This is a genomic window from Hominibacterium faecale (genome assembly GCF_020734085.1).
Classification (GTDB): Bacteria; Bacillota; Clostridia; order Peptostreptococcales; family Anaerovoracaceae; genus Hominibacterium; species Hominibacterium faecale.
The window spans coordinates 160727-186076 of the sequence record NZ_JAJAGH010000008.1; the positions used below are offsets into that span (position 1 = coordinate 160727).

A 25350-nucleotide genomic window follows, 5' to 3' on the forward strand; every position below is an offset into this window, starting at 1 on the left:
AAACAATATAGAAATGGTAGGTAAGTAAACAGCAATGAGTAAAGAAGTGACGATGGACAAAATTACTGCTTTGGCCAAAAACCGGGGATTCGTGTATCCGGGCTCCGAAATATACGGCGGCCTGGCCAATACATGGGATTATGGCCCCCTGGGCGTTGAATTCAAAAACAACGTAAAAAAGGCCTGGTGGAAAAAGTTTGTGCAGGAATCCAAGTACAACGTAGGACTGGACGCAGCGATTCTCATGAACCCGCAGACTTGGGTGGCTTCCGGCCACGTAGGAGGATTCGCGGATCCTTTGATCGACTGCAAGGCTTGCAAATCCAGATTCAGAGCCGACCAGCTGATCGAAGAATACCTAAAAGATGAGGGCATCACCGACATTACTGTGGACGGATGGTCCAATGAAAAGCTGGAAGCATTCATCCAGGAAAAGGGCATCAAATGCCCGGACTGCGGAAAGCAGGATTTTACAGGAATCCGCCAGTTCAACCTGATGTTCAAAACCTTTCAGGGTGTAACGGAGGATTCCAAATCGGAACTCTTTTTAAGACCTGAAACAGCTCAAGGTATCTTCGTAAATTTCCGAAACGTGCAGAGAACGTCTCGAAAAAAGATTCCGTTCGGCATCGCTCAGATTGGAAAATCTTTTAGAAACGAGATTACTCCGGGCAACTTCACATTCAGAACCCGAGAGTTCGAGCAAATGGAGCTGGAATTTTTCTGCGCTCCGGGAACGGATTTGGAATGGTTCTCCTATTGGAAGGACTATTGTGTCAACTTCCTGAAGAATCTGGGTATGAAAGACGAAAATATCCGTCTGCGGGACCACGAAAAAGAAGAACTTTCCCATTACAGCAACGCTACGACCGACATTGAGTACCTCTTCCCGTTCGGCTGGGGCGAACTGTGGGGAATCGCCGACCGGACCGACTTCGACCTGAAACAGCACATTGAACATTCCGGACAGGAAATGAACTATGTGGATTCTGAGACCGGCGAAAAATATGTACCTTACTGCATTGAGCCGTCTTTGGGTGCTGACCGTGTGGCGTTAGCTTTCCTCGTAGACGCTTATGATGAAGAAGTGCTGACCGACAGCAAGGGAAAAGAAGACGTTCGAACCGTACTTCGCTTTCATCCGGCGCTGGCTCCGTTCAAGGCTGCGGTGCTGCCTTTGGCCAAAAAGCTGGCGCCGATCGCAGAACCGATCCACGAGGAACTGTCCAAATATTTCACCGTCGATTATGACGCTTCCGGATCCATTGGAAAACGTTATAGAAGAGAAGATGAGATCGGTACGCCATTCTGTATATGCGTGGATTTTGATACGGCTGAAGACGGCTGCGTGACCATCCGCGATAGAGACACGATGGAACAAGTTAGAATTCCTGTAGAACAGGTTAAAAGCTATATAGAAGAAAAACTAATTTTTTAAGCAAGGGAGATTTAAAAAGTGGAAAAGAAAAAGTTTGTTTACTCGTTCAATGAGGGCTCAAAGGATATGAAAGACCTGTTGGGCGGAAAAGGTGCTAATCTTGCGGAAATGACCAAAATTGGCCTGCCTGTACCGTTTGGATTTACGGTAACGACTGAAGCCTGCAACCGCTACTATGAAGAAAATCAGACTATCGCAGACGACATCGTAGCTGATATCTTTGAGAAACTTTCCGATCTTGAACATGTGACCGGAAAGCAGTTCGGCAGTGTGGAAAATCCGCTGCTGGTATCTGTTCGTTCCGGCGCAAAGATTTCCATGCCTGGTATGATGGATACCATCCTCAATCTTGGTCTCAACGACAACACGGTTGAAGGACTGGCAAAGCTGACTGAAAATCCGAGATTTGCTTATGACAGCTACAGAAGATTCATCCAGATGTTCGGCGATGTTGTCATGGAAATTCCAAAAACAAAGTTTGATGCCATTTTCGATTCCAAGAAGGAAAAGGAAGGCTGCGAATTTGACGTGGACCTGACGACCGAACATTTGCAGGACATCATTGTCAATTATAAAAAATTAGTAAAAGAAGAAATGGGAAGAAACTTTCCGCAGGAGCCGAAGGATCAGCTGATGGAAGCGGTTATGGCCGTATTCCGTTCTTGGAATAACGAAAGAGCTATCCTTTACAGACAGCTCAACGACATCCCGGGCAGCATCGGTACTGCAGTAAATGTACAGTCTATGGTATTCGGCAATATGGGAGATACATCCGGCACCGGCGTTGCTTTCACAAGAAACCCGGCCAACGGCGAAAAGAAACTCTTCGGCGAATTCCTGGTAAACGCCCAGGGCGAAGACGTAGTAGCCGGTATCCGTACCCCGCAGCCGATCGCAGAGATGGCGGAAGCTTTCCCGGAAGTCTATAAAGAATTTACAAGAATTTCAGAACTGTTGGAAAAGCATTATACAGACATGCAGGATATGGAATTCACCGTTGAAAGAAATAAACTATTCATGCTTCAGACAAGAAACGGTAAACGGACAGCTGCAGCTGCGGTAAAGATTGCCGTAGACATGGAAAAAGAAGGTCTGATCGACAAGAAAACGGCTGTTACCCGACTGGAACCGGCTATGATCGACCAGCTGCTCCACCCGAAATTCGATGACGCAGAGCTGGCTGCTGCAGAAAGACTGACCAAAGGACTTCCCGCATCCCCGGGCGCTGCTACAGGAAAGATTTACTTCAATGCTGCCGATGCGGTAGCTGCTGTAGAAAACGGTAATCCTGCGGTCTTAGTAAGACTGGAAACTTCTCCGGAAGACCTGGCTGGCATGGTTGCAGCAGAAGGTATCCTTACTGCAAGAGGCGGTATGACTTCTCATGCGGCCGTCGTTGCCAGAGGCATGGGAAAATGCTGCGTATCAGGATGCGCGGAAATCAAAGTAGATGAAGAAGTAAAAACATTGACCATCGGATCAGACGTGTTCAAAGAAGGCGACTACATTTCTCTGGACGGTACGGCCGGCGAAGTGCTGAAGGGTCAGATCAAGACGGTTCCGCCAGAACTGTCCGGCGACTTTGGCACGATTATGCAGTGGGCCGATGAAATCAGAACCCTGAAAATCAGAACCAATGCTGACAACCCGAGAGATGCCAAACAGGCCGTTGATTTTGGGGCAGAAGGAATTGGACTGTGCAGAACTGAGCATATGTTCTTTGAAGAAGAACGTATTCCGGCTGTAAGAAGAATGATCCTGGCAGACTCGGAAGAAGAAAGAAGAGAAGCTTTGTCCTTCCTGCTGCCTTATCAGAAGAGCGACTTCAAGGGCATTTATGAAGCAATGGGTGACAGACCGGTAACGATCCGTCTGCTGGATCCGCCGCTTCACGAGTTCCTGCCTCATACAGACGAAGAAATCAAACAGCTGTCTGCCCAGATCAATGTTCCATATGAAAAATTGGCGAAAAAGACAGAAGAACTCCACGAGTTCAACCCAATGCTGGGACACCGTGGATGCCGTCTTGCCGTTACTTATCCGGAAATCGCCGAGATGCAGGCGGAAGCCATCATCATGGCAGCCATCGAAGTAAGAAAAGAACAGGGCCTGGATATTGTTCCGGAAATCATGATTCCGCTGGTAGGCCTGAAGAAAGAACTGGCTGACGTCAAAGCAACTGTTGTTCAGACAGTAGAAAAGGTTATGGAACGGGAAGGCGTGAAATTCGATTACCTGATCGGAACCATGATTGAAATCCCAAGAGCAGCTCTGACAGCTGACGAAATCGCAGAAGAAGCGGAATTCTTCTCCTTCGGTACCAATGACTTGACACAGATGACCTTTGGTTTCTCCAGAGACGATACGGGCCAGATCATTCGGGAATACAGAGACAAGGGCATCTTTGACGATGATCCGTTCCAGTCCATCGACCAGGTCGGCGTAGGCCAGCTGGTGAAGATGGCGGTTGAAAAGGGTAAAGCCACCAGACCCAACATTAAGCTGGGCATCTGCGGCGAACACGGCGGAGATCCAAAATCCATCGAGTTCTGCCACAACATCGGACTTCAGTATGTATCCTGTTCCCCGTTCCGAGTGCCAATTGCACGGCTGGCAGCCGCGCAGGCAGCTGTGAAAGCTGAAAAATAGGAACCTTTGTAGTAGAAGAAGGATCATTAAGTTAGAGTGACTTAAAACATAAAACCGTTTGCTTGTTACATAGAGCAAACGGTTTTATTTTTTCGCCGCCGGGTTACATCATGCTGCTGGTCGCGGTGATCTCCTTGCGGGTGTGTACATTGCCAACCTCAGACAAAAGGAAAAATGACAAGAAAAACAACCAATTGACGAAATTTGGGTCAAAATGATTAGAATGTTCTGAAAACATTGACAATTTTTGCTCAAAAGAATAGACTGAATTTATCATTACCAAAGGAGGCTCCCAATGCTTATCAAAAATCAGCAATTACTGAAAAGCACACCGCAGCAGCTTGCCCGCAAAGAAAAAATCATCCGTCTCGCCCGCTCTGCATCGGACGGAGCGTGCTATCTATCACCGCTGGAGGAGAGCCACGCCCAATATATGCGGGATTTTTTTGCTGGCATGACAAAGGAAAACTTTCCATGCACTGTTTCCTGTATGGAACGTACTGGTGCAATCGCCAGAGAAAAAGGCCTGCGCCGGGTGACGGGGGACGACCTGTCAGACGGCTGGTCAGACGGGATTTTTGTAAAGAACGTGGAGCAGAAAGCAGGAAACTACCGGATCGCTGCCGGTGCTACAGCTGTCCATCCCATCTGGGAGATGGCGCTGGAAGTGGATTACTATGCCTTGGAGGAAGGAATACCGGTTCTTATCGAAGAAGGAATTCCTTCTTTTTCCTTTCCTGCGGAACAAAATGTTGACGCCTGGCTGGAGATTTCGCCAAAATCCCTTTTGAAAGAGCCTGGAGGGATCCTCATGACGGCTTGTTTTATCGGTCAGGACGACATTTTACGATTCAAGGTAAAGACCCTGGAATTTGCTTCCTTTGCCGAAAACTTTGACATGCTTTCCAAGATCCATGTGCTGGATCCGGTGAAAAAACATGAACAGGCGGAAAAGCAAGATGAGTTTATCATTGTCTGCTATGATAGGGCGCCCAGTTCTTTGGAAGCGTATGATTATCTGCTCTATTATACGCAGGGTGATTTTTACATACCCAGCCGGGGGCAGGCGGTCTTTGCGGATAAGAATCAGCGCTTCGTGAAAGCCCTGAGTGTCTGGAGCCCCGGATCTTCTTCAACCCTTTCCCTGGTACGCAAGAGCGGAGGCGGACTGGCTGCCTTTGAAAACGAGCCGGATAAAGATTTTTCCCAGTTTTTCTCCATCTATATTGATCCTGATACTAAACTTCCGGGCTTTCAGTGGGACTTTAAGAACGCCCGCTGGCAGGCCAAAAATCCGCTGCCGATCATGGAAATTCTGGAGGCGGACTATCAGCTTACGGTCAGCTATCAGGTGGCCGGATCCGAGGACGTTTATCACATGATGGTCTATACCGGAGAAATCCCTGAGGGGGAAGATAAACCGATCGCACCCATCAAACTATACTGGGGCTGCCTTTGCCGGGACACCTTGATTACAATGGCCGATCAGTCGGTGAAAAAGATTCAGAATATGAAAGCGGGCGACCTGGTGTATTCGGACGGCGGCCCGCTGCGTGTCCGGGAGTTGGTCACAGGAACGGAACGGAAGGGCGTTTACAAGCTGACAGCGGGCAAGGATGGCGAAAAAGCTATGGAGCTTTCTCTTACCGGGGAGCACCCGCTGATCACCGACCAGGGGGTCCGCGCCCTGCTGCGCATAAAGTCCTATATTGATGATCATGGAAACGTGGCCTTCCATCAGCGTCTCAAGCGGCAGGACGGAGAATTTGTCCCCATCCGTTCCCTGGAATTGGCCGTGGTGGATGATAATACGGTGTACAATCTGGAGTTGGAATCTGCAAACGGAGAGCGGATCCCAGTGGAGAAAGGCGTGTTTTACGCCAATGGTCTGGCTGTGGGCGATAACCAGATGCAGGGATACGCTGCGGAACTGGACCTTGAAGAAAAGCGGCAAGAAAACGGCCTCCCAGTGAGCTGGGAAACCGATGTAGCCGCAGTAGAACGATATTTTCGCGGACCGGACAGGAGTGTGATCTTATGGAAAAAGTAAAAGCGGACCAAAATTACGATGACCAAGCGGTAAGATTAGATTGGGGCGATGGCACGGACGAAGGGAATGGAGCGGTCAGCGATCCGGCTCTGCCTCCTGATATAACAAAGATTTTGTGCAAGATCGCAGGCACCGAAGGGTCCTACCAGGTGTTCTGGAGCCCGCAAAAGGGGGTGACTACTTACCAGCTGGCTGTGTTTCGCTATGAAGAACTGGTAGGTGAAACAGTTGCGGTGACAGGAACCTCCGGCACCATTACCAGAACCGTATCCGATGACGCCCAGTATTATATCGGTGTGGCGCCTTCTGACAACCCGGCGGCGTACAAGAAAATTCCCGTATTTTCCACAGCGCCGGTTCAGTTAAATCAGGTACGGGTGTTAAAGGATGCAGCTATCGAAGTAGATTACGCCTTTCCCGGCATGATCACCGATCTGGTGCAGGTTTCCCTGACAAATACCGAACAGTCTATTCAAAAAACAGTAGAGCTGGTCCCATATGCATGCCAAATCCGTTTTAAGGAGCACGGATTGCCGGCATTGGAAGACTATACCTTAACTCTGGGAGCGGAAAACCGGATTGAGAAAACCAAGGTTCATTACCAGCCTGCGGACTTCTGCGCAGTGCATCTGCCCCGGCCTGAATTTACCAGGCTGGAGGCGACAGCGGATACGGCCGCAGAGCGCTCCTTTTCCCTTTCCGCTCCCGGCGGGTTTTGGAAAGGCGGAAAGCTGGCGGTCTTTCTGTACGCGGGAAGCACGCTTTTGTGGAGCAAGGCCAAAGTCGACGCTCTGGCTGACGGGAGCTACACCATTTCCATACCTCAGGGCGCTTTTTCTGTCGGAACAGAGGGCGGCTTTTTTGTTCGATTTCAGGTTGAAAAAGATCAGGTTCTATCCCTGCCCTCCATGCCGGTAAGGCTGCTGCTTTCTGTACCGGAGCCGGTAAAATGCCATTACACGGCAGCGGATACGGTTTGCTTCCATTTCCGAAGAAACTGCGGCTTTCCCCATGGCATGGCAGCTGCTGCCAAGGAGAAAACATATGCCCTTTCACCGGACCTAAAGGGAGGGGAGGAGCTGGTATCTCTGCCCTTGGATACAGGCAGCCCGGTGGCTTTTTCCTATACCAGCGGCATTTCCCAGGGGAAGGCCTGCCCGGCCCAAAACAGACTTCATCCGGCCTTTTATCTCTTCGGTGATGCGTCCCCCTGCATCTGCAAAAGCCAGACACCGAATTTGGACCAGAGCGGGGCGATCACCGTTGCCCTGGATAGCGGGCTGGGGATCAAGACCGAGCTTTCAAAAACCTATTTTAAGCTTTTATCCAAAGACAGCGGTTACGTCCTAGAAATCGCTAAGGAGGCATGGGACTTTTCCGATAAAGCCGTGCGCCAGGCGATTAAAGAGGACTTTCAAGGGTTTTTAATTGAGATGGAGGAAAAGGCTTTTACGGCTGGGCAGATTCTCGCTGTCCGCGGCCTGGCAGAGGACTATCTTCCCCAGTCCATGGAGGAATTTTTATATTACCACGGTCACTTGGATAACAATTTCGTGGAGCTGTTTCCTGGGCTGACCATAAAGGCGGACCAGCAAACCTACCAGTATGTGGGGGATACGGGGGCGGCCTTGTATGTCAACGGCTATACGGGAACCGGCACCAAATACGCGCCTGTCAGCCGGAAAAAAGGCAAGCTTTGCCTGGATCCATTTGTCACCCTGCTTTCGGAAGGGGACTATGTAGAAGACTTAGAGCAGCCAACCATGGAAAGCGGTCTGTGCGCCTTTGGCGGCGGAAGCGTTACGGATTTGAACGCTTGCGGAATCGCCAGGGAATACGCGGGCATTCTCTACCCGGATCATTTCCCATCTGCTGAAAAAGAGGGGGCTCCCCAGGTATGTAAAAATCCCGCGGTTCTGTCCGCTTCCAGCTACAAGGCTTTGGCAGCAAATCTTTCCGCTTTCCGTAAGACCGGGGTGCCAGAATCGGGAGCATCGGCTGTTTATCTGCGGGGCAGGACCCAGCTTACGCCATGTATGCCGGTCACCGTCAATGGCTTTCTCCATCAGATGCCACTGGGCAGTACCCTCTGCGATCTTGCGCCGCTGACCGGACTTTTGGAGCCGCGGCAGGAGCCGGCTGTTTACCGGTGTGGTCTGCCGGTGTATACGTTCCACATGACAGGAAGCTGGAGCGGCGACTTTTATTTGTATCCCGGTGATGTAATAAGCTGGAAGTAGGTGATGAGATGTGCCAGTGGAAGGAGACAGGAGAAGCTTATCTTTATGCCCATGACAGCTGCGGGGATAAAGTATTTTTCCACACCAGACAGGGACAGCCCCTTTCCCTTACCGACGGGTTTCATAAGACGGATTTTGTGCTGGTCTTTACCGGGCGGCCGGTGGAAAAAGAGGCATTAAAAAAACTGAAAGAGGCTTTAGATGTTCATGGGACAGAGCAGCCGGGCTGCTTTCTGGTTTTCATAGAAAAGGACATTTTGCCGAGGGAAAACTGGCAGCGGCTGCCCCTGAAGCCTGGGGCGGCCGGCGGTGTTTTTAGTCTGGGAAAAAGCGTAACCTTTTTCATTGGCGAGTATGCTCTGGAACTGAAAAAGAACAGCTTCCTTTCCGTATTGGCCGGGCAGGACGGCGACGAGCAGCTCCAGATCAGCGCTGCTGCGCCGGGATCCGGCGGGGCCGATTATGGAGCGGAGTTTTTGCGGGACGGCGGCCTGGCGTGCCGAATGGAGCGCTGTCTGCTGCTGATGGAAGGACAAAGCGCGGGATGCTTTTCCTTCGCTGCGGCCGGGGCGATTACCATGGAGAGCCTGCGGGCCGGAATCTGGTACGGCTTGCAGAGAGAAGCACCTGCCCGCGGGCGGGAAATCGATGCTTTCTTTGACCAGGTGCTGGAACCGGATTTTCCGATCACAGAGCTGGAGGTCCGGTTGGATGTGCTGAATCCGCTGGATAAAGAACGCAGCTTTTTCTGGCTCCCCAAAGGCCGATGGCGCACTAATTTTCCAATCTATCTATCACCTGAGAACCTGGAGCTGGAGACGGAAGAACGGGAGGCAAAGCTGGTCTTTTCCAGAAGAAGGACGGAGGTTAAGCTGCCCTCGTACCGGTATTATCTGACCTTTGACGGCGCTTTTACCATAAAAAGTCCGGCGGGCAGTCTGTGCGCGGGTCTCAGCGGCCAGGAGTATGTGGACTTTGAGGCGGACAGCCGTCTCTTTTTCATCAGCGGCAAACAGGCTTATTTTCCGCTGCAAGAGCAGTCTTTTGCGTCCGGCCTGCCCAGCGGCGATACGGCTTACGTTGCTTTGGAAAAGGGAACCTATTATTCCCAGGCTCAGGACTGCGCTTTTTATGCCATGAGCAATGAGGCGGGGGTCCTGGATTATGCGGAGATTCCCTTTCAGAAGATCGGAAAGGACGATTGTTTCCCCCTTCTCCCTGTGGGAACATCCGGCGGGCAGCACGGGGCGGCAAAAAAGCAGCAGGCGTATGATGCGATGAAAGCCCTCGATGAACGGCGGCTGGCGGCTCTCCGAAACCGGCTGTTAGGCGCGCGGCCGCTGTCTTTGGATGGAATGGGAGAGGCAATGAAGGTTTTGAGCACCAAGGGGCTTTATCTCACGCAGACACCGGGGAAGGATTACTTTGACACGCTGGAATTCTGTGAGAAGTTCCGTTTTGCCAAGGTTTCCGGGTTTTTGAAGCAGGCGCTTTTGGCTTCCCATGCTTTTTTGGTTATTGATAACCCAGAGGAATTTTCCAAATACGCCTCGGTCATGCCGGAATCACCGCCTCTTTCCCTCGACGGCTGGACCTTTTCTCTGGATAGCGCTGGTTGGAAGGATAATCAGACCTTCTTGCTTTTAAAATACACCTCCCATAAATCCATACGGGCCCTTGCTGATGCTCCCGCCGAATGGTCTTATCCGCCCGATACCGGAGATTTGAGGGGAAAGGGAGCCGCATCTCTGCAGGCGATCCTCAAGGAGCTGGACGAGGTTGATAAGGAAAATGCCGCCTTCGACGATCTTCGGGCCATTTTAGAGGACCCGCTATGGTGCGGGACCATCGCTTTTTCCGTTCCCGTGGAAGGAAATCAGCTGCCGGATAATTTGAAATTCTTGCTGCGCCTGCGGGAGGGCGGGAAGCTGCTGGCCCATCACATGATCTTCGAGAGCAGAAGTCTGGACGAAAAAGGCATTTTAAGCCCGGGTCAGATCAGCGGGATCATCGCTTATGAAGACCCGGAGCATCCGATTTTGACAGAACCCTGGGAGTTTTATTACAAGCTGGACCAGCTGCAGGTTGTATTCCGTCAGTCCCAGGTCTTTGATTTTTCCTGCCGCCTCTCGCTGACACTGCAATATTTTCTCGGCTCCCCCCTATTCGCGGTGGGTGGGTCCTGCGGAAATTATATGATTGTTACAGGTAGAATGGCAGAGAATCAGGACGCGCCGGGAGTCAGCGATTATTTATTTGAGCTTGCGGAGCGGATCGAGTATTTTACAGACAATGCGTTCTACAGTGGTCTTTGCGTGGACAAGGTTACCCTGACCTCCTCGGCGGCAGAAGAGCGGGCCTCCTTTTTCCTGGCAGGGCGGCTGAAATTCGTGCTGCTGGATTCCGATGTGCTGAGCTACGGAGACCCTAAGCCGGATCCCAAGGCGATGGAAACAGAAAGCGGAAAGGAGGATACCGGCCTGGTCTTTTCCGATCTGCTTTTGTTGGAGAAAAAGGGTAGCATCGCCGTTCACACGGGTACCATGAAATACCATTATGAGAACAGCGTGCCCAGAGCCGGATCGCTGGCAGAGCAGTTTCCGATCCATGTGACGGATTTTCTCACCGGTTCGGCGGGCGTTACGCCGGAGTCTCTGGGCTATGCGGGGATTCAGGCAGAAGGTATCCATCAGGAAGCCCTTGCGGATACTTGGTCTGCGGTCTGCTGGCAGATCGATCTGGGCGACTTGGGCGCTTTGTCGACAGCCAGCAATTTAAAGCTTTCCCTTTTGACGGCCTGGAGCGTGGGAGCGGTGGATCGTCAGGGAGACGGCGGTGTCACCACCGGGACGGCCAGCGGGTACATCGGAGCAAAGCTAGGCAATTTTCAGGGTGTCAGCGGCATGGTCCCGCTGGAAGGCATCTTGTCCCTCGGTTTTGATGCTGTGGAGCTGAAACGTTCTGCAGCCGGTGAATTTTATCTCCATTTCCGGGATTTTTCCCTGAAGTTTCTCAAATATACTTTTCCCAGCGGCAATAATGATATTTATCTTTTTCCCGGACCCAACAGGGACGGCAAGCTGGGGTGGTACGCGGCGTATGAAAAGGAGGGCGAGAAGAACCATGTATATTAAAGTGACCGGACTTTATATCGGCCAGGGAATGTCCAATCTGGTGGAGGTTTACGAAAACAAAGCTGACGCCACGGCAGCCAACCCGGTGTTCAAGGGCCTGGTCCTCATCGACTGCGGCACCTTTGGCAAAGACGGTAAACCGGCCCATGCGCCAAACGAACCGGACAGGCCCATTGCCCTTGATTATATCGAACGCAAAATAAGGCAGAACAACGGCGCTTTGTCAGCGCTGGTTTTGAGCCATCTGGACCAGGACCACATTAACAAGATCATCAGGCTTACAGGCGAACGCCAGGACGGCCCTCTGCAGCGGATCGGGACGGTGCTCATCGGAGGGACAGCTAAGAAATTCAATGCGAAAAAAAACGTTTTTACAGGGGGAGCCGGTGTGGCGGGCCTTTCGTCCATTGCGAGGAAAATGGCGGTCGCTTTGAAAAAGATCTGCAACAATATCCGAATTTTTTCCGTTATCGACGGATACGTGCAAAAGGATTGCAATTTTCTGGACTTTAAAGGGACAACCGGCAATCAAGACGAACTGCGGTTTCGGATTCTGGCAAATCGCAGCCTGCCTGCCCTTAAGAACGGCGATGACCTTTATATCAATGGAAATTCGGCGGTGATCGTCGCTGAATACATACATCCCCAGGGAGGACATTTCGCGTTCCTGTTTACGGGAGATGCTACGGATGACACCTTCGCTTACATGAATAAGCGGCTGGATAAATTCAGCGCCAAGTATACATTCCTCAACGCTGCAAAAAAAGTGCTCATGCTGCCCCACCATGGGGCGGTGAGAACCGCCTGCCCCGATGGTAAGATGACCAATCGCGATACGCTGGCAGACCAGCTGGCCCAGGCGACTACTTTTGCGGATACGGTAGCGGCTACCCATGTTTTTGCCAGCGCCCATTACAATGCCAAACGCTTTTCACACCCCAACATGGATGTTTTCGATATTTTTTCAGCCCACGCCGATGCCGCGGCGAACCATGAGAATTTTGGCTTTCGGGTCCGGCTGGATGGAGGCGGCGTGCCCATACCGGCACCCGCAGGGGGATTTCCCAGCTACGGCCTTTTTACGATTGACAGCACAAAGGCGGCCTATACGGCCCATACGATCATCACCCGCACCCAGCCACGGCCTCCGGACCCGCCGTTTTCCAAGCCGCTGGTGTCTTACACCTCTGCGAAAGGCGGAGCGTTCCGCATTACCAATCTGCCGGCTGCAGACCATCAGTTTTACAGCCTGATCAGCGAGGTGGAAAACGGAGTCTTTAACAGTGTAATCAGCCAGATTCTGTAAGGATGGTCGAAATGAGGTGACCAAGTGAACAAGTATGAATTGATCAAGCTCTTGAGAAAAAACTACAATTCCCAGGAACATTTTGTGAGACTGACATTTGACACACATTGGACGTTGTACAGGATGCTCAACAGGCTTGGTGTGGGGGAGATACTCTTTTACCCTGAGAAAAACGGGGAAGGCTTTCTGGATGCTCTGGAATATATAGAGGGTGATTTTGAACCGGAAATGGCTGTTTTGGGTACTGCTGAGATTCACGATATTCCTTTCAAGCTGAAGATCAAAATAGAAGATATAGAGAAAGGGAGTTTGGCCTTTTATTTGTCCTATGAAGGAGAGCCGATCCCGTTTCCTGCCTTTGCCGAAAGTTTTGTAAGCTTGCGGATTGCAGACGAGGGGTACTTGGAATACACGGAAGACTCCATGCTGAAGGATGCAGCCATCAAAAAAATGGATTTGCAGGTGGATGAACACAACTTGAATGTCCATGGCAGCACCTATATCTGGAATGCTATTTTTGATCTCAGCGCTTGCGAAGAACTGTGGTCTGAAGTAAAAAAATTTATGTCCAAGATAGAGCCTCCCGCCGAGTGGCTTATGGAGGGCGCGTTTTATTATTCCAGCAAAGATGATCCACTGTGTCGGTTGGATGTGACTGCAAAGAGCGTTCCTTTCCCCGGGGAGTGTTTTGTCATGGCTACGGAAAACGGGGTATTTGTCCCGGATCGGTATTATCTGCGGATCAATACCCATATCGTTGATGATAGTAATTTCGATAATTATGCTGAGAAAATTCAAAAAACAGCTTATGTCACAGAAGTCTGTTTTGGATTTGTTTTTCTGCTCCCCAATGGAAAATCATCAGAGGAAGTGCCTTATGGGGCGGAGTGCTCTTTTATGCGGGAAAGCCCGAAGGAGCTTTGCCTTCTGAGTATGTGCTGCGAACATGTGCCATACCGTATGCTCTACCGTGCGGATGATGCATTTTTGTGCCATATTCTCGGTCTTATGCCGGGCAGGTTTATCAAGGATGTAGAAGAATGGGTTGAGTATTGGTACCTGAGTTTTGGTAATCGTATTGATGAAATCAAAGACATGGCCATGTCCCTTTACTGTTTATTGAATGAAGATACTGGGTGCTATGAGCTGGAAATGATTTATTTCAGGATCAATTATGTGGTAAAGCCAAGATTCAAAAAAACCATGCCATTTGAACTGTCAGAATATGAGACAGAGATAGAAGGCTGTTTGACGGAGGCGGATCTTCAGGTATTTCATCCGCAAAACATCAATTTCGATCTTGGAATTTATCAGGATCTGAGAGACCCGGAAGAACCCGAGGATGAAACAGATCTAAAAGAAGGAACAGAGGGAATGGTTCTGTTTTCCCATGTAGTAGCAAGCCCGCCTAAGCTTTCCCTACCCGGGCTTATCCTGCAAATCGACCTGGAAAGCCAATTCTTCCGTATGGAAGTGGCGCCTCCCATCGGGACCTCCATTACTGCGCCGGACAGCGACGCGGCCGACTGGAATCCCGGTTTTGCCATGCTGCCTGGGAGTGGGGACATCAAGGTCATATATTTCTTAGGAGAAGGAAGCCTTCAAGATCAGGAGATGCAAATCATTTTGAACCTGGACACTTCGGCGGCGCTGAAATTCAACGCGGGGAAGCTGACCTTTACCGTAGAGGAAATTGGCGGCTATCTCAATTATTCTCCTCAGAATACAGGAATCGGCCTGCATGGAGTCCTGCGATTTACTCTGGATTCCAGCTTTGACCTGGCCCTTATGGCTTCTTATGAGAAAACGGAAGATACAGAAAAAGGCATTTGGACCTTTGAGGCGGCTTTGCGGGAAGGAAACATTCCTCTTGCTGAAATCATCAACAGCATCACCGGATGGAGCCTTTCTCTGGAACTGGATGTAGACCGGCTGGATATTCGCTGCTGCACCGACGGGAGCTACCTCTTTGACTGCAGCATTACAGCGGGCTTTCCCATCTTTGGTTCCAAGCTGACTATTTCCGTGCGGGGACGAATTGCGAAAGCCGCCCAGGCGGAAAATCCCGATATTCTCCTTGAGGGCCAGCTTTTGATCCAGTATTTCCGCTTCCAGGCAAAAATCCATCTGCTGGAAGACGGGTCAAAAAAGTATTTCTTTTCCGTGCTCTTTGACAGCCTGGAACTGGAGGCCTTCTATGAGACGAACCACGCCTACGAGAGGGCCAGGCTTTCTGCGGAAGAGGAAGGCGGCGTTCTGACAATTCTGTTAAAAAATTTCACCATCGGAGGAATCCTGCGGGCCTTGATGCGGGTTTTGCGGCCCAATGTGAATTTTAAGCTGCAAAAGCCGTGGGATCTTTTAAACCGCATCGGCTTTCCGGAAATCCACATTCTTTTCGATACGGCGACCAGAGATATTTCCGTGACCCTGCCGATGGATATCGATCTGTTGATTCTGCAGATTCAGGAGGTGGGATTTACCTACGTTAAGCGGGAGGGCGACAAGGAAGCCAAATTCCATATTCTTGTTAAATATGATTCGATTCTTCCCATTGAGGCCAGCGGCGGCCGAATGCTGGATAGCGGCGGGGCTTATTATCTTTGGGATGCTTTTCACGATTCCGCTCCCGGCCCGGTATCGGCTCAGGAGAAAAAGAAGTTTGAGCTGAAATATTTTGGCCTTGGCAGGCACATCGATCTGGGGCTGCAGGGCGCGGCGGATCAGAGCCTCTTTGCCCTTCTGGATATATGCCGGGAGCATGTGAAGGAAACGGCTGAGCTGCCGACTAAGATTTACGACGACTCCTACGGCTGGTTTGTGGGAGCCAGGTTTACGGTGCTGGAGTTTTTGGAAGCAGGAATTCTGTTTTATGATCCGGTGCTGTACGGAATCCAGGCAAAGGTGCTGAATAACGATCTGGTACCGCTTAAAGGGCTGGATCTGACCATTTATTACCGCAAGGTGACTGAGGACATCGGTGTGTTTTATGCCAATGTTACCCTTCCCGACTGCATTCGCAACATGGATTTTGGAGCCTTATCGGTGAGCCTGCCCAGCATCGAGGTCTGGGTTTACACCAACGGAAATTTCAAGATCAATTTCGGTTTCCCGGAAAACGACGATTTTTCCCTTTCTTTTGCCCTGTCCTACGGGATTTTTTATGGCAGGGGAGGCTTCTACTTTGGTTATTTGAACGGGGATACGTCCGCCAACGCGCCGGATACTAAAAAAGGCTATTTTGATCCGGTCATTGAACTGGGCATTGGCATCACCGTCGGTGTGGGAAAGCGGCTGTCCCTTGGGATTCTAAAGCTTTCCGCCTCTCTGGAGCTCTCCGGGATCTTTGAAGGCGTCTTTGCCCGCTTTGTGTCGGCGGACGGAAAGGTGACGGCCACTTATTATCGGTGCCGGGGTACCGTGATTATTGCCGGAGAAATTGCCGGTGAAATCGATTTTTTCATCATCAAAGCCGGATTCAGGCTCTACGCCAGGGTTGCGGTCACGGCGCTTTTGGAGTCGGGGAAGGCGACCGAGGTGGCGCTGGAGGCATCCTTTGAGGTGAGCGCCTATATCAAAATCTGGATTTTTAAAATCTCCTTCGAGTTTTCTTATACATACCGGGATACCTTTGTGCTGGGAAGCCCTTCGCCGGTTCCCTGGCAGGAAGAATTTCTGCTATTGGATGAAGAGGCGCTTTCCTACGACTGGACACCGGGGCAGATACTGCCGGAGATCTGCGACCTGGAAGTGTGGCTGCTCCCCTATTTTACAAAGGACGAGCGGCGGGCTGTCTGGAGCCGCATGGCGTCGCAGGAGGAGGCGATGCTCCTTCAAGGAGCGGGAAGCAATGGGGAAAAACATCGGATTGCCATACTGGCATCCTATGAGCGCGGCTCCATCACCGATCTTTTGGACCTTCTCTGCGGTTTTGCGCTGGGAGCACAGAAGCGGCCGCAGATGGACTCCATCAGCCAGGGACAGTTAAAGGAGCTGCTCTCCGTCCTTGAGGCTGGGTGCTCCGGTTTTGCCGCGGAAAATCTGTGTGAGCTTTTGCGGCTCAATCTTCGATTTTTGTTTGAAAAAGCGGCCTTTTCTGTGACCGACAGCCGTAAAGCCGCAATGGAGGAGGCTTGCGGCGGGGAGGCCGATCATGTTCCGATGCCGCTGCCGCCGATCCTGACACTGATCTGGGAAACCCTTGAGGAGGACCAAAGCTACAGCAGCCTTTCCTTTGATTTGAGCCGGCAGGAATACGCGGCAGAGCTGTTTTGTGAATACTTTCTGCTGATCACCAAAACCGGACTGCAGAGGGGCTTATCCTGGATGCAGGAGCAGGGCAGGGAGGAAGTGCTTTGCAGTGAACTGACAGATGGGATACGGGGACAGGCAGATGCTGTATCCGGCATGGTTTCCCGCTTTCTTTTGAGCGGCCCAAGGCCGGAGGGGATGCCCCTTTATGAAGCAGCCTTTCAGCAATTCACCGGCCTTGTTCCTGCGGGCAGGGCGGCGGAATGTATTGTTCACAGGCTCCATGTGCAGCAGTCTGTGGGCGGGCCGCTTCTCAATGCGGCTTACAGTGAAGATTTGACCATTGAGATCGCGGAGGCGGATTTGAAGTATCCGCAAAACCCGCTGAACATCCAATTTCAGAAGGAGCCGTCGCTGCTGCCGTTTTATTCTAAGGAGCATTGCCCCATCCTGCTCCACGACCAGCAGGATGTTTATCAGGAGGATAAGCCGGTTTTCTCCCTGTGGAGAGCACCCGTCGATCTCAGCCGGCTGGCCCATCTGGATATCCGTGTGGGCGGCGAGGCTGAATCCTGCGATTTCAAGAAGGAGGATTCCCTGTCCTACTGCCGCTGTTTTTTACTTCGCCTGGAGATTCGCAAGGCCAGGGATACGGATATGGTTTATTCCATTGTATCGGTGGATGAAGAGTCCAGGGCGCAGCTGCAAGCTTTGGCAAAGGGAACCGCCGCGCTGCAAAAGACTCGTCTGCTGTTTTCCCGGGAACTGAAAAATACCTCAGAAACAAGGCCGGCCGGGGCTTACTCTATGGACGAGGACGATCAGTCGGATTTGGTTCTGATCCGCCGGAATTTGTCGGAAATTACCACTGCGCCGGTGGCGCTAGATCGTAACGGGACAGAGGATCATAACTGCGTTTCCTTTGATAACTTGCAGGAGGCCTTGAAGCTTTTAAACCACATGGCGCTCATCGGAGGAGAGGGGCACTATATTGGAATCGGAAAAAAGCCGCTGCCTACGGAGTTATTTGAGGATAACGGCCATGCGGTCATCAACCTCTTGATTGAAACGGAAGATGCGCCGGACGCCCCTGTCATATGCCTCGGGGCCGGTACAGTGGGATCGGATGAAGTTCCCATCATTGATAACCAAGAGCTGCCAATGAAGTCTCTTCAGCGAGTAAAACCCGATGAGTACGGTTTCTCCTTTACCTTAAAGCAGATGGACACGGTCTATGGACAGTTTGTTTACCGGCTGGACGGAGAGGATTCTCCGCCCATTACGCCGCAGGAAACAGAAGGGCTTGCAGAGGGAGAAAGCTATTATACGCATGTTTTCAGCCTTAAGCCAAATGGGGAGCCGCAAGCTTTACCTTTGGCAGAGCCGAACCCTTATACCAGGGTGCTCCCCACGGATTACGATCCGGACGCTCCGGCTTCGATCCAAAAATCGGAGCTGAGCTTCGGTTTTCGGGATATTGCCGGGAACCGGACGGCGGCCGGGGACGATTACCGCATGAAAGAGCCTTTTGCCATTCTCTATCATGACCGGCTATTTGCTCTGACTGAGCTGCCGTCGACTCAGGCTTCCTATTGTTTTAAAGACGCGGCGGAGCATCGTGCTTTGCAGGTAGAACTCTGTCTGCGCTGCGCCGCAGAGCCGGAGCCGCAAACCGTGCAGGGAATCTTAGAGCAGACGGCCCGGGCCTATTATCAATACAGCTGCGCGGACACGGCCTTTTCTTTGCGGCTTTCTTTTGGAGAATATGAGGCGGCATCCCAGACCTTTACCAAAGCGCAGAAGGAGGCGGTGACCGGTTATTTGCTGCAGCTATACCAATATTTGAAGGAAGGGCAAAAAGAACTGCGCCCCATGGACGTGAAGCTGGCCTTTTCCTTTGTATGCCCGGTGCCGGAATCGCCGCAATCGCTGCTTTGTCTGCCTGTGGCGGTCACGGCTGCGGTGAAGCGGGATCAACGTTACGCAGCGGCAGGACTTGCGGAGGCATGGGAAATACCTTGTAAAATCCAGCCTGATAAAAACCTGGAAGCTTCCTGCGCTGCCTTTGAGGCCAGCGTTCCCGGGGGAAAGCTGATGCTGGGCGAGGGGCTTTATGGGGCGTTCTTCCCCAAGCATACCCTCTGTGCTGCACCGGGGAATCTGCGAAGTTTGTTTTACAGTATTCCGCCTCTCAGTGTGCATTTGATGAGCAGAAGCGGCATGGAGCTTACGACGGTAGCCCAGCGGTTGTCAGGATTGGAAAGCGGGGAAACGGTCAGCTATTACCAGATTGATTTGGATCTGTGGGCGGCTCGTTTTCTGGGATTCTTTGAGCGGCTGCTGGCTCCCCAGGCGCTGAGCTGTTTGTTTGCCGAAGATGTGACCGAGCAGGTTGACGAGCTGTTGGAAGTGAAACGGCAGCTGGCGCAGACCATCGCACGCCGTACGGAAAGCCTGTTTGCAGGCGGGGATTCCGAGGCAAACCAGGCTGCTTCTGAGGCTTTAAGAGATTATCTGGAAAAGGATTTGGGGCGTGGCTATGGGGCGTCGGGCTGTGCGGCCTATCCGGTTTCCCAGTCTTTGGGGCAGCGCTATGCTCTGGACGGAAGCCTTAAAAACGCACATGGCGTTTTGGGCTGTAAATTTACGGATTGCAGCTATGGGACTTTTGTGGCGGATCCTGCGGATCCCGCTGCTGCGGACTCCATTTCCATGGAACAGGCCGCCTATGTTTTCACTCATCTGGAGGACCGGGAGGAGCAGACCTGGTATCGTTTTCTCCAGCCCTTTGAACAATTTGGGGAATACGTGCAGGTGGACCTGAGCCGCTATGAGGATGCAAGGCCGGTCGTGCTGCCTGTGCCTTTAAGGCGTTATCCCAGCGCGCCGCGCCTTCTCGGTCAGCAGGCGGCCGCCTCGGGATGCGATTATAAAAATCCGGCTTGGCAATATGAGCTGGCAACGGAATGCGCCTTATCATCCCAGGACCGTCTCCATGTCTTGACTCATACAGAGGCAGAAGAGATGAAAGCTGGGAATTCCGGCTCTGACCTTTACTCCGCTTTGGCGCAGTTTATCTTCAATGAAGATGAGTACGAGGAGCTGCTTTTTGGAGAAGCCCGGGAATATCCGCTGACAGATGTACTGGAGGATTTTCGAAAGCAGTCGCTCGTTATTTGCAGCTGCTGGGGAAAGACGTTCATGGGGAAAAGTATTGAGTCTGGGATGGTGCTGGCCGCTGAGTATGAGGAAGGGCTTTTGCGCCGGATCCGGATCACGGAGCACCATATCCCGCAGGGGATCCCGCTTCCCACGCTGGTAATAACGGACCGTGAACAGCAAAGCTGCGTCTGTGAGGCGGATCCGAATACCATGACGTATTCCATTGAAAAAGATAACGTGCGGATCGGACCTGCGGACATTTTCCAGCTCCAGGTACAGTTTCGGAAGATCGCTTTAAAAACGTGGCAGGCGATGAGCTGCAGCCTTTATTTGAAGCGAAATGAGGTATTCTCCGCCATGTCTGGGGAAACGGAACCGCTTACGGTGCGGCCGGAGTTTATTTATGAGACTGCGCCCATGGGCTTTTCCGAGCTGCTTTACCCGGCTTTGCGCTTTTCGGAGCGGATCGCGGCAGGAAGCTGGTCGGTGGAGCGGGCGCTGGCCTTTGTGGGCGAAACGGTCGGATATGCGAAAGGGCTTCGCACAGAGCTGCTCTTGGGCTTGGGGCAGAGGGCAGGTGGAACGGACGGACCGCTACTTTTCCGGCCCTTAGCCAGACGGATTCCCCATGTACTGACGCCGGATACGGCAGAAGCTTTTTTCCGCCATGGGGAGAAAAGCTGGCAGGATAAAGGGATCGCAGGAAAGGGTCTTTGCCATGTGAAGCTGACACTGCGCCAATACCCGGCGGCCGAAGCGGATGAAGCTGCCGGCGCGGTGCTGATGGAAATCGACGATATTGTATTTGATTTGTAGTTTTATGAGGCAGGAGGTGAGAGGCAGCAACTGTGTAGTATTGGCTGTGACGGGTTGAAATTAGTCGAATGGGCATTTTTATTATAAAAATTTTGATAATTAAGTTTTTGTATCAAATTTCAAGGGTTGCAGGCAACGTTTTGCAGTTGTAAGTGGATATTAGGGAAAGGAATGGGAAAAGCGCTGGATTAAGGCCGCCAATCCTGATAAAAAGATACAAAAAAAAGTTACTTTTGATTTTTTTGTATCCATTCTCCCAATTCTTCTTTTTTGAGACTTGCCCGCTGCTGAATATAGCCGGATGTTGTATCAATAATGTGTACTTTTATGAAAGGAGAGTATGAGCTTATGACATTAACACTATTAAAACAGACAGAGGTCTTTTATGGGACTGAAAAACGAAAGGTCAGCTTGGTCAGCGGTGATCTGTCTGCGCTGACGGCGGAAGATCAGGTGGATTATTTGGGTGTGTCGGCCTTTCCCAATGATTATTCGCCTACAGGAGGATCGCTGATTCAGGCGCTTTTCAAAAAGGGGATTTCCGTCGCTGATCTGGCGAAGGACAAGCTGGCGGATTATCGCACGGATTTTCCCTGCTGGGTGAGCAAAGATGTTTCCGGAGCGGCTTTTCGGCGGATTGCTGTGTACGAACCTGCTGGTGTGGCCAGCGCCTATGACATGGTAAGCACGTTGTTTTCCGCTGTTCAAAAGGCACAGGGCAGCGATAAAACGCCCATATGCGTTGCACTGCCGCTGGTTTGCACAGGCTGCGCCGGTGCGGATGAAATGGAGGTTATGGATATGCTGTTTTACGCAGCTTACCACTGGTGCGGCGTGGCTTTTCCGTTTTCCGAGATTAAGATCACGTTGTATCACAATAAGGCATCTGTAGACAGCCTGAAGGCTCGCTTCGACCAATTGAGCGCTGCCTACGGCGACCTGGAACATCTGGATTTACCGGACAGCTACAGTTATTATGCTGCCCAGGCGGCCAGCACCATCGGTAAAAAAGAACTTCCGCCAGGACTGACGTATCGAGAGGCTTTTGCCATCTGTGTGTATTCGAGCAATTATTTCAGGACCATCAATGGAACTCTCAGGGAAAAGGAGAAGTACCATGACGTCTACAAGAAAATGCTGCCGCTTATTGAAGCGATCGATACCGGCCTTATGAATATGGCCGTCTTTGCGGGGAAAGTCTACCGAGGTGAAAAGACCATGACGCCGGAACGGGAGAAAGAGAACGAAAAGGGTAATAAGGTAGTAAACGCAGCATACACCAGCACCAGCTATTCGCCCGGCGGGTTTTACTATGGCGCGCCCTACCGTTTTCAATTCCAATCGCTCTTTGGTGTTGTCATTGAGAAGCTGTCCATTTACCCCAATGAGAAGGAGGTGCTCTTTGCGGATCGTATGCAGTATCTTGTGAAGGATGTGACAAAAGAGAGCAATTATCGTTTATACACGGCGGATGAAGTTGAGCAGGCGTTAAGGAGGTAACAATATGGATATTCTTGAATTTGATAGAACGAGGAAAGAGGAGCTGCTGGCTTATCTGGCTCCGCTGCAAATGAATCTGCATACAGAAGACATGCAGGACATATATGAAAATACGATTTACCGCAGCTTTTTGACGGCGCTGGATGTAACCGGCTTTGTGGCTGAGTTCGATTATGGGAGCTGGATAGCGGATTTAAAGGACATCACCGATCCGGCCCTTTTGGATCAGGCCGACTTGGAGTTTCTGCGCAAGATCGTGACTGCTCATGTTCGCTTTGATCGGTTCTTGGGCGGGCATTTGGAAGAATTGTTTGCCAGCGGATATTTTGTGCGGGTTTTGGAGAGGCTGGAAGTGCTGTAAAGCTGGCTAGATTGATGGATGATTGCCGCCGGTTCTCGATAGGGCCGGCGGGGTAAAGCTTTCGTTAAAATTGCGCTGCAGGCGGCCGAACAACTAAGTTATCAATGGCGATCTTTATATCAAGTTTAAAGTCGCTTTTATTGAATGAATGGGGCATCCCGGTAGTCAGCATGGTAGCGGCGGAAATGTATATCTATCATCCGTCAGATAAACCGAATCGTATCCCAATAGACGCCTTGGAGCCTTTTGGTATGGCTTTTGCGGAAATTGCGATGATAGCCGCGAGGCAATTATAATAAAAGAAGGGTCTAGGGAGGAGCGCGCTGCCTGGCTTTGTGTCAAAAGCGGTCGTCCCGTCCGAGCAGGGAAACCGCTTTGACCCAAGTATCATCCATCGAGAAATGAGGAAGGATGAGATTTTGTGGCCTCGCATCATCACGATTGTGCCACAAACATCAGTATTGAAATGGAGATTCCTATAGCAATCATTATGCGCCTGTGTAAGCCGTGAGTTAATGGTTTATAGGCCTTGTTCATAAAATGATTGTGCGATATAATTAGACTGCTAAGTTAAAAAAGTGTTAACAGAAAATATCTTAAGGAATGCGATGAAAAACTTAAAAGAAAAATTTATCGATTTACCTGTAGCGTTAAATGTTAATGATAATTTAGACGAACTCCATCATCATGATGAGCTTGAAATAATCTTTGTATTGAATGGAACCGCACAGCTACTTGTTCATAATAAGACTTATAATATTAAAAAAGGAGATCTTAGAATCATCAATTTCGACAATGTACATCGGCTGAAACCTGACGGCAAAGATTTTAAATATTTATCATTATACTTTCATATGCCCTATTTTAATCAGTTTATTCCGGATATTGGATATACTTTTTTTCAGTGTGCTCCAAATGAAAAACTTGGGGGTAAAACAGAAAGCTACCTTGCAGACTTAAAAGAAAGCTATTTTAACATTATTAAATACTATTTTGATGAAGATATTTTCAATTCGGATATAAACCGGCAATATATAAACCAACAGGCAATATTGATTCTTACGAACCTCCGTAATTGGTTCCCATTATATAATAGTAGAATCAAAGAAGACTTTAGTGAGGAACAACTGGATAAGTTATGGGTCATTATGGAGTATATTTATGACAATTGTGAAAGGAAATTAACAATAAAAGAAATTGCAGATTATGTATATTTGTCGCCCAATTATCTTTCCCATTATATCAAAAAAGTCACAGGCACCAGTTATAAAGAACTGTTAAACTTCATCAGATCAGAAAATGCGCTCAAAATGCTGATCGGTACGGATAAAAGTATCACTAGAATTTCACAGGAATGCGGTTTCTCCGAACCGAAGTATTTTAAAAAATATTTTGAACTGTACTATAATGTTTCCCCAAAGCAATACCGTAATGAATATGGAAAAGATAAATTCGAAAAAACATCCTCAATGTTTAAAGAAATTACATTTGACAATAGTTCAGAAGAGGATCTGGAGCTGATCAGAAAAAATATTCAAAAGTATGCCAGCCGAAAAAACAGTGTACATAAACTTAAGGAAAACCTGCTGGTCGATCTGGATGCGCATGAGACATACTCTATTGATAAAGAAAAAAGCATATACCTGGATGACTACGAAGATTTATACAGTATAAGGAATCAGAAAATAATCCGAGAATCGGTAGATAAATTAGAGATCTGTGAGATCTGTTTGACTGCAACCAAAAAAATAAGTAAAAAAGACAGAATTTTGATGGAAGATATTGCTGAAAGTTTAGAATGTGTATTAATAATAGAACCAACTAAGAAATCAATCGAAAAGACAGCTTTGTTTTGCAGCGCTCAAAATAAAACCAAGGGATTATTTACGAAGCAGGGTATTAAGACCCCATATTTTTATTACAGACAATTCTGTTCCATGCTGAACGAGGTGATCCTTATGAAAGCAGATAATTACATGATTTCAGGTAATAAAGAAGAAATTCAAATCCTTGTAAATGATTTTTTTAACAAGAAAAAGGGGGGTTTTGTAAACAAGGATACAATAATAGGCATCAAGGGACTGATTAAATTAAACTATGATCGGATAGACTTCATCGTTGACCATTGTTCGGAATTCTATGATGAGCTTGACAAATTCGAATCTGTTTATAAAAGATTGTCGCATAGAGAATCTGGTATCGTAAATGAAATGAACATGCCTGATGTTTTACTCGATACGATTTCTCCTAAAAGTACGATATATAAAATGGCTGTCCCAGAGACCCATAATTCCATCCGTTTCATCACGTTAAAACTGATTGATGATTCTGCTCATATGTGAAAAGGTGTTTTCCCCAATACGGATTTGGTGTTATTTTGAAAAAAACAATCGTCTGATAATTACAAAAGTATGGTTGCCGATGACCATATTTTTTTTTGCGT

At 49.8% G+C, this 25350-nt stretch carries 10 protein-coding genes; all 10 read left to right on the forward strand.

Annotated features, from left to right (window positions below; genetic code table 11):
* The first annotated feature begins 34 nt into the window (after window positions 1-34).
* The 10 genes from LG211_RS12150 to LG211_RS12195 all read left to right on the forward strand — a co-directional run bounded on the left by LG211_RS12150 (window position 35) and on the right by LG211_RS12195 (window position 25249).
* Window positions 35-1438 (forward strand): glycine--tRNA ligase, encoded by a 1404-nt coding sequence (locus tag LG211_RS12150; protein WP_148395848.1) that lies wholly within the window; start codon window positions 35-37, stop codon window positions 1436-1438.
* A gap of 18 nt (window positions 1439-1456) precedes the next feature.
* Entirely contained in the window at window positions 1457-4087 is a 2631-nt protein-coding gene (gene ppdK, locus LG211_RS12155; RefSeq protein ID WP_269477609.1) for a pyruvate, phosphate dikinase, read from the forward strand.
* A gap of 295 nt (window positions 4088-4382) precedes the next feature.
* Window positions 4383-6137, forward strand: coding sequence for a Hint domain-containing protein (locus LG211_RS12160; RefSeq protein ID WP_227755327.1), 1755 nt, complete (start codon window positions 4383-4385; stop codon window positions 6135-6137).
* Window positions 6125-8377, forward strand: a complete 2253-nt coding sequence (locus LG211_RS12165; protein WP_227755326.1) for a hypothetical protein — start codon at window positions 6125-6127, stop codon at window positions 8375-8377. Before LG211_RS12160 ends, LG211_RS12165 begins: the two co-directional genes overlap by 13 nt.
* Before the next feature lie 8 nt (window positions 8378-8385).
* A complete protein-coding gene (locus LG211_RS12170; protein ID WP_253019801.1) occupies window positions 8386-11511 on the forward strand; it encodes a hypothetical protein in 3126 nt (1041 codons plus the stop codon).
* Entirely contained in the window at window positions 11501-12817 is a 1317-nt protein-coding gene (locus LG211_RS12175; RefSeq protein ID WP_148395843.1) for a ComEC/Rec2 family competence protein, read from the forward strand. The genes LG211_RS12170 and LG211_RS12175 overlap by 11 nt, the downstream gene beginning before the upstream one ends.
* Before the next feature lie 24 nt (window positions 12818-12841).
* Window positions 12842-21046: a hypothetical protein gene (locus LG211_RS12180; protein ID WP_269477610.1), complete on the forward strand. Its 8205-nt coding sequence runs from the start codon at window positions 12842-12844 to the stop codon at window positions 21044-21046.
* Between the two features lie 348 nt (window positions 21047-21394).
* On the forward strand, window positions 21395-22546 hold the full coding sequence (locus LG211_RS12185) for an ADP-ribosyltransferase domain-containing protein (protein ID WP_269477611.1): 1152 nt from the start codon (window positions 21395-21397) through the stop codon (window positions 22544-22546).
* A gap of 4 nt (window positions 22547-22550) precedes the next feature.
* Window positions 22551-22907 carry a DUF6508 domain-containing protein gene (locus LG211_RS12190; RefSeq protein ID WP_148395840.1) on the forward strand — a complete coding sequence of 119 codons (357 nt, stop codon included), beginning with the start codon at window positions 22551-22553 and terminating at the stop codon, window positions 22905-22907.
* A gap of 608 nt (window positions 22908-23515) precedes the next feature.
* Window positions 23516-25249, forward strand: coding sequence for an AraC family transcriptional regulator (locus tag LG211_RS12195; protein ID WP_269477612.1), 1734 nt, complete (start codon window positions 23516-23518; stop codon window positions 25247-25249).
* The last annotated feature ends 101 nt before the right edge of the window (window positions 25250-25350 follow it).

Bases quoted from the DNA above. Each gene is read 5' to 3' on its own strand.
- LG211_RS12165 (WP_227755326.1), top strand. From the start codon at position 6,125: ATGGAAAAAGTAAAAGCGGACCAAAATTACGATGACCAAGCGGTAAGA.
- LG211_RS12170 (WP_253019801.1), top strand. From the start codon at position 8,386: ATGTGCCAGTGGAAGGAGACAGGAGAAGCTTATCTTTATGCCCATGAC.
- LG211_RS12175 (WP_148395843.1), top strand. From the start codon at position 11,501: ATGTATATTAAAGTGACCGGACTTTATATCGGCCAGGGAATGTCCAAT.
- LG211_RS12150 (WP_148395848.1), top strand. From the start codon at position 35: ATGAGTAAAGAAGTGACGATGGACAAAATTACTGCTTTGGCCAAAAAC.
- LG211_RS12195 (WP_269477612.1), top strand. From the start codon at position 23,516: ATGAAAAACTTAAAAGAAAAATTTATCGATTTACCTGTAGCGTTAAAT.
- LG211_RS12160 (WP_227755327.1), top strand. From the start codon at position 4,383: ATGCTTATCAAAAATCAGCAATTACTGAAAAGCACACCGCAGCAGCTT.
- LG211_RS12190 (WP_148395840.1), top strand. From the start codon at position 22,551: ATGGATATTCTTGAATTTGATAGAACGAGGAAAGAGGAGCTGCTGGCT.
- LG211_RS12185 (WP_269477611.1), top strand. From the start codon at position 21,395: ATGACATTAACACTATTAAAACAGACAGAGGTCTTTTATGGGACTGAA.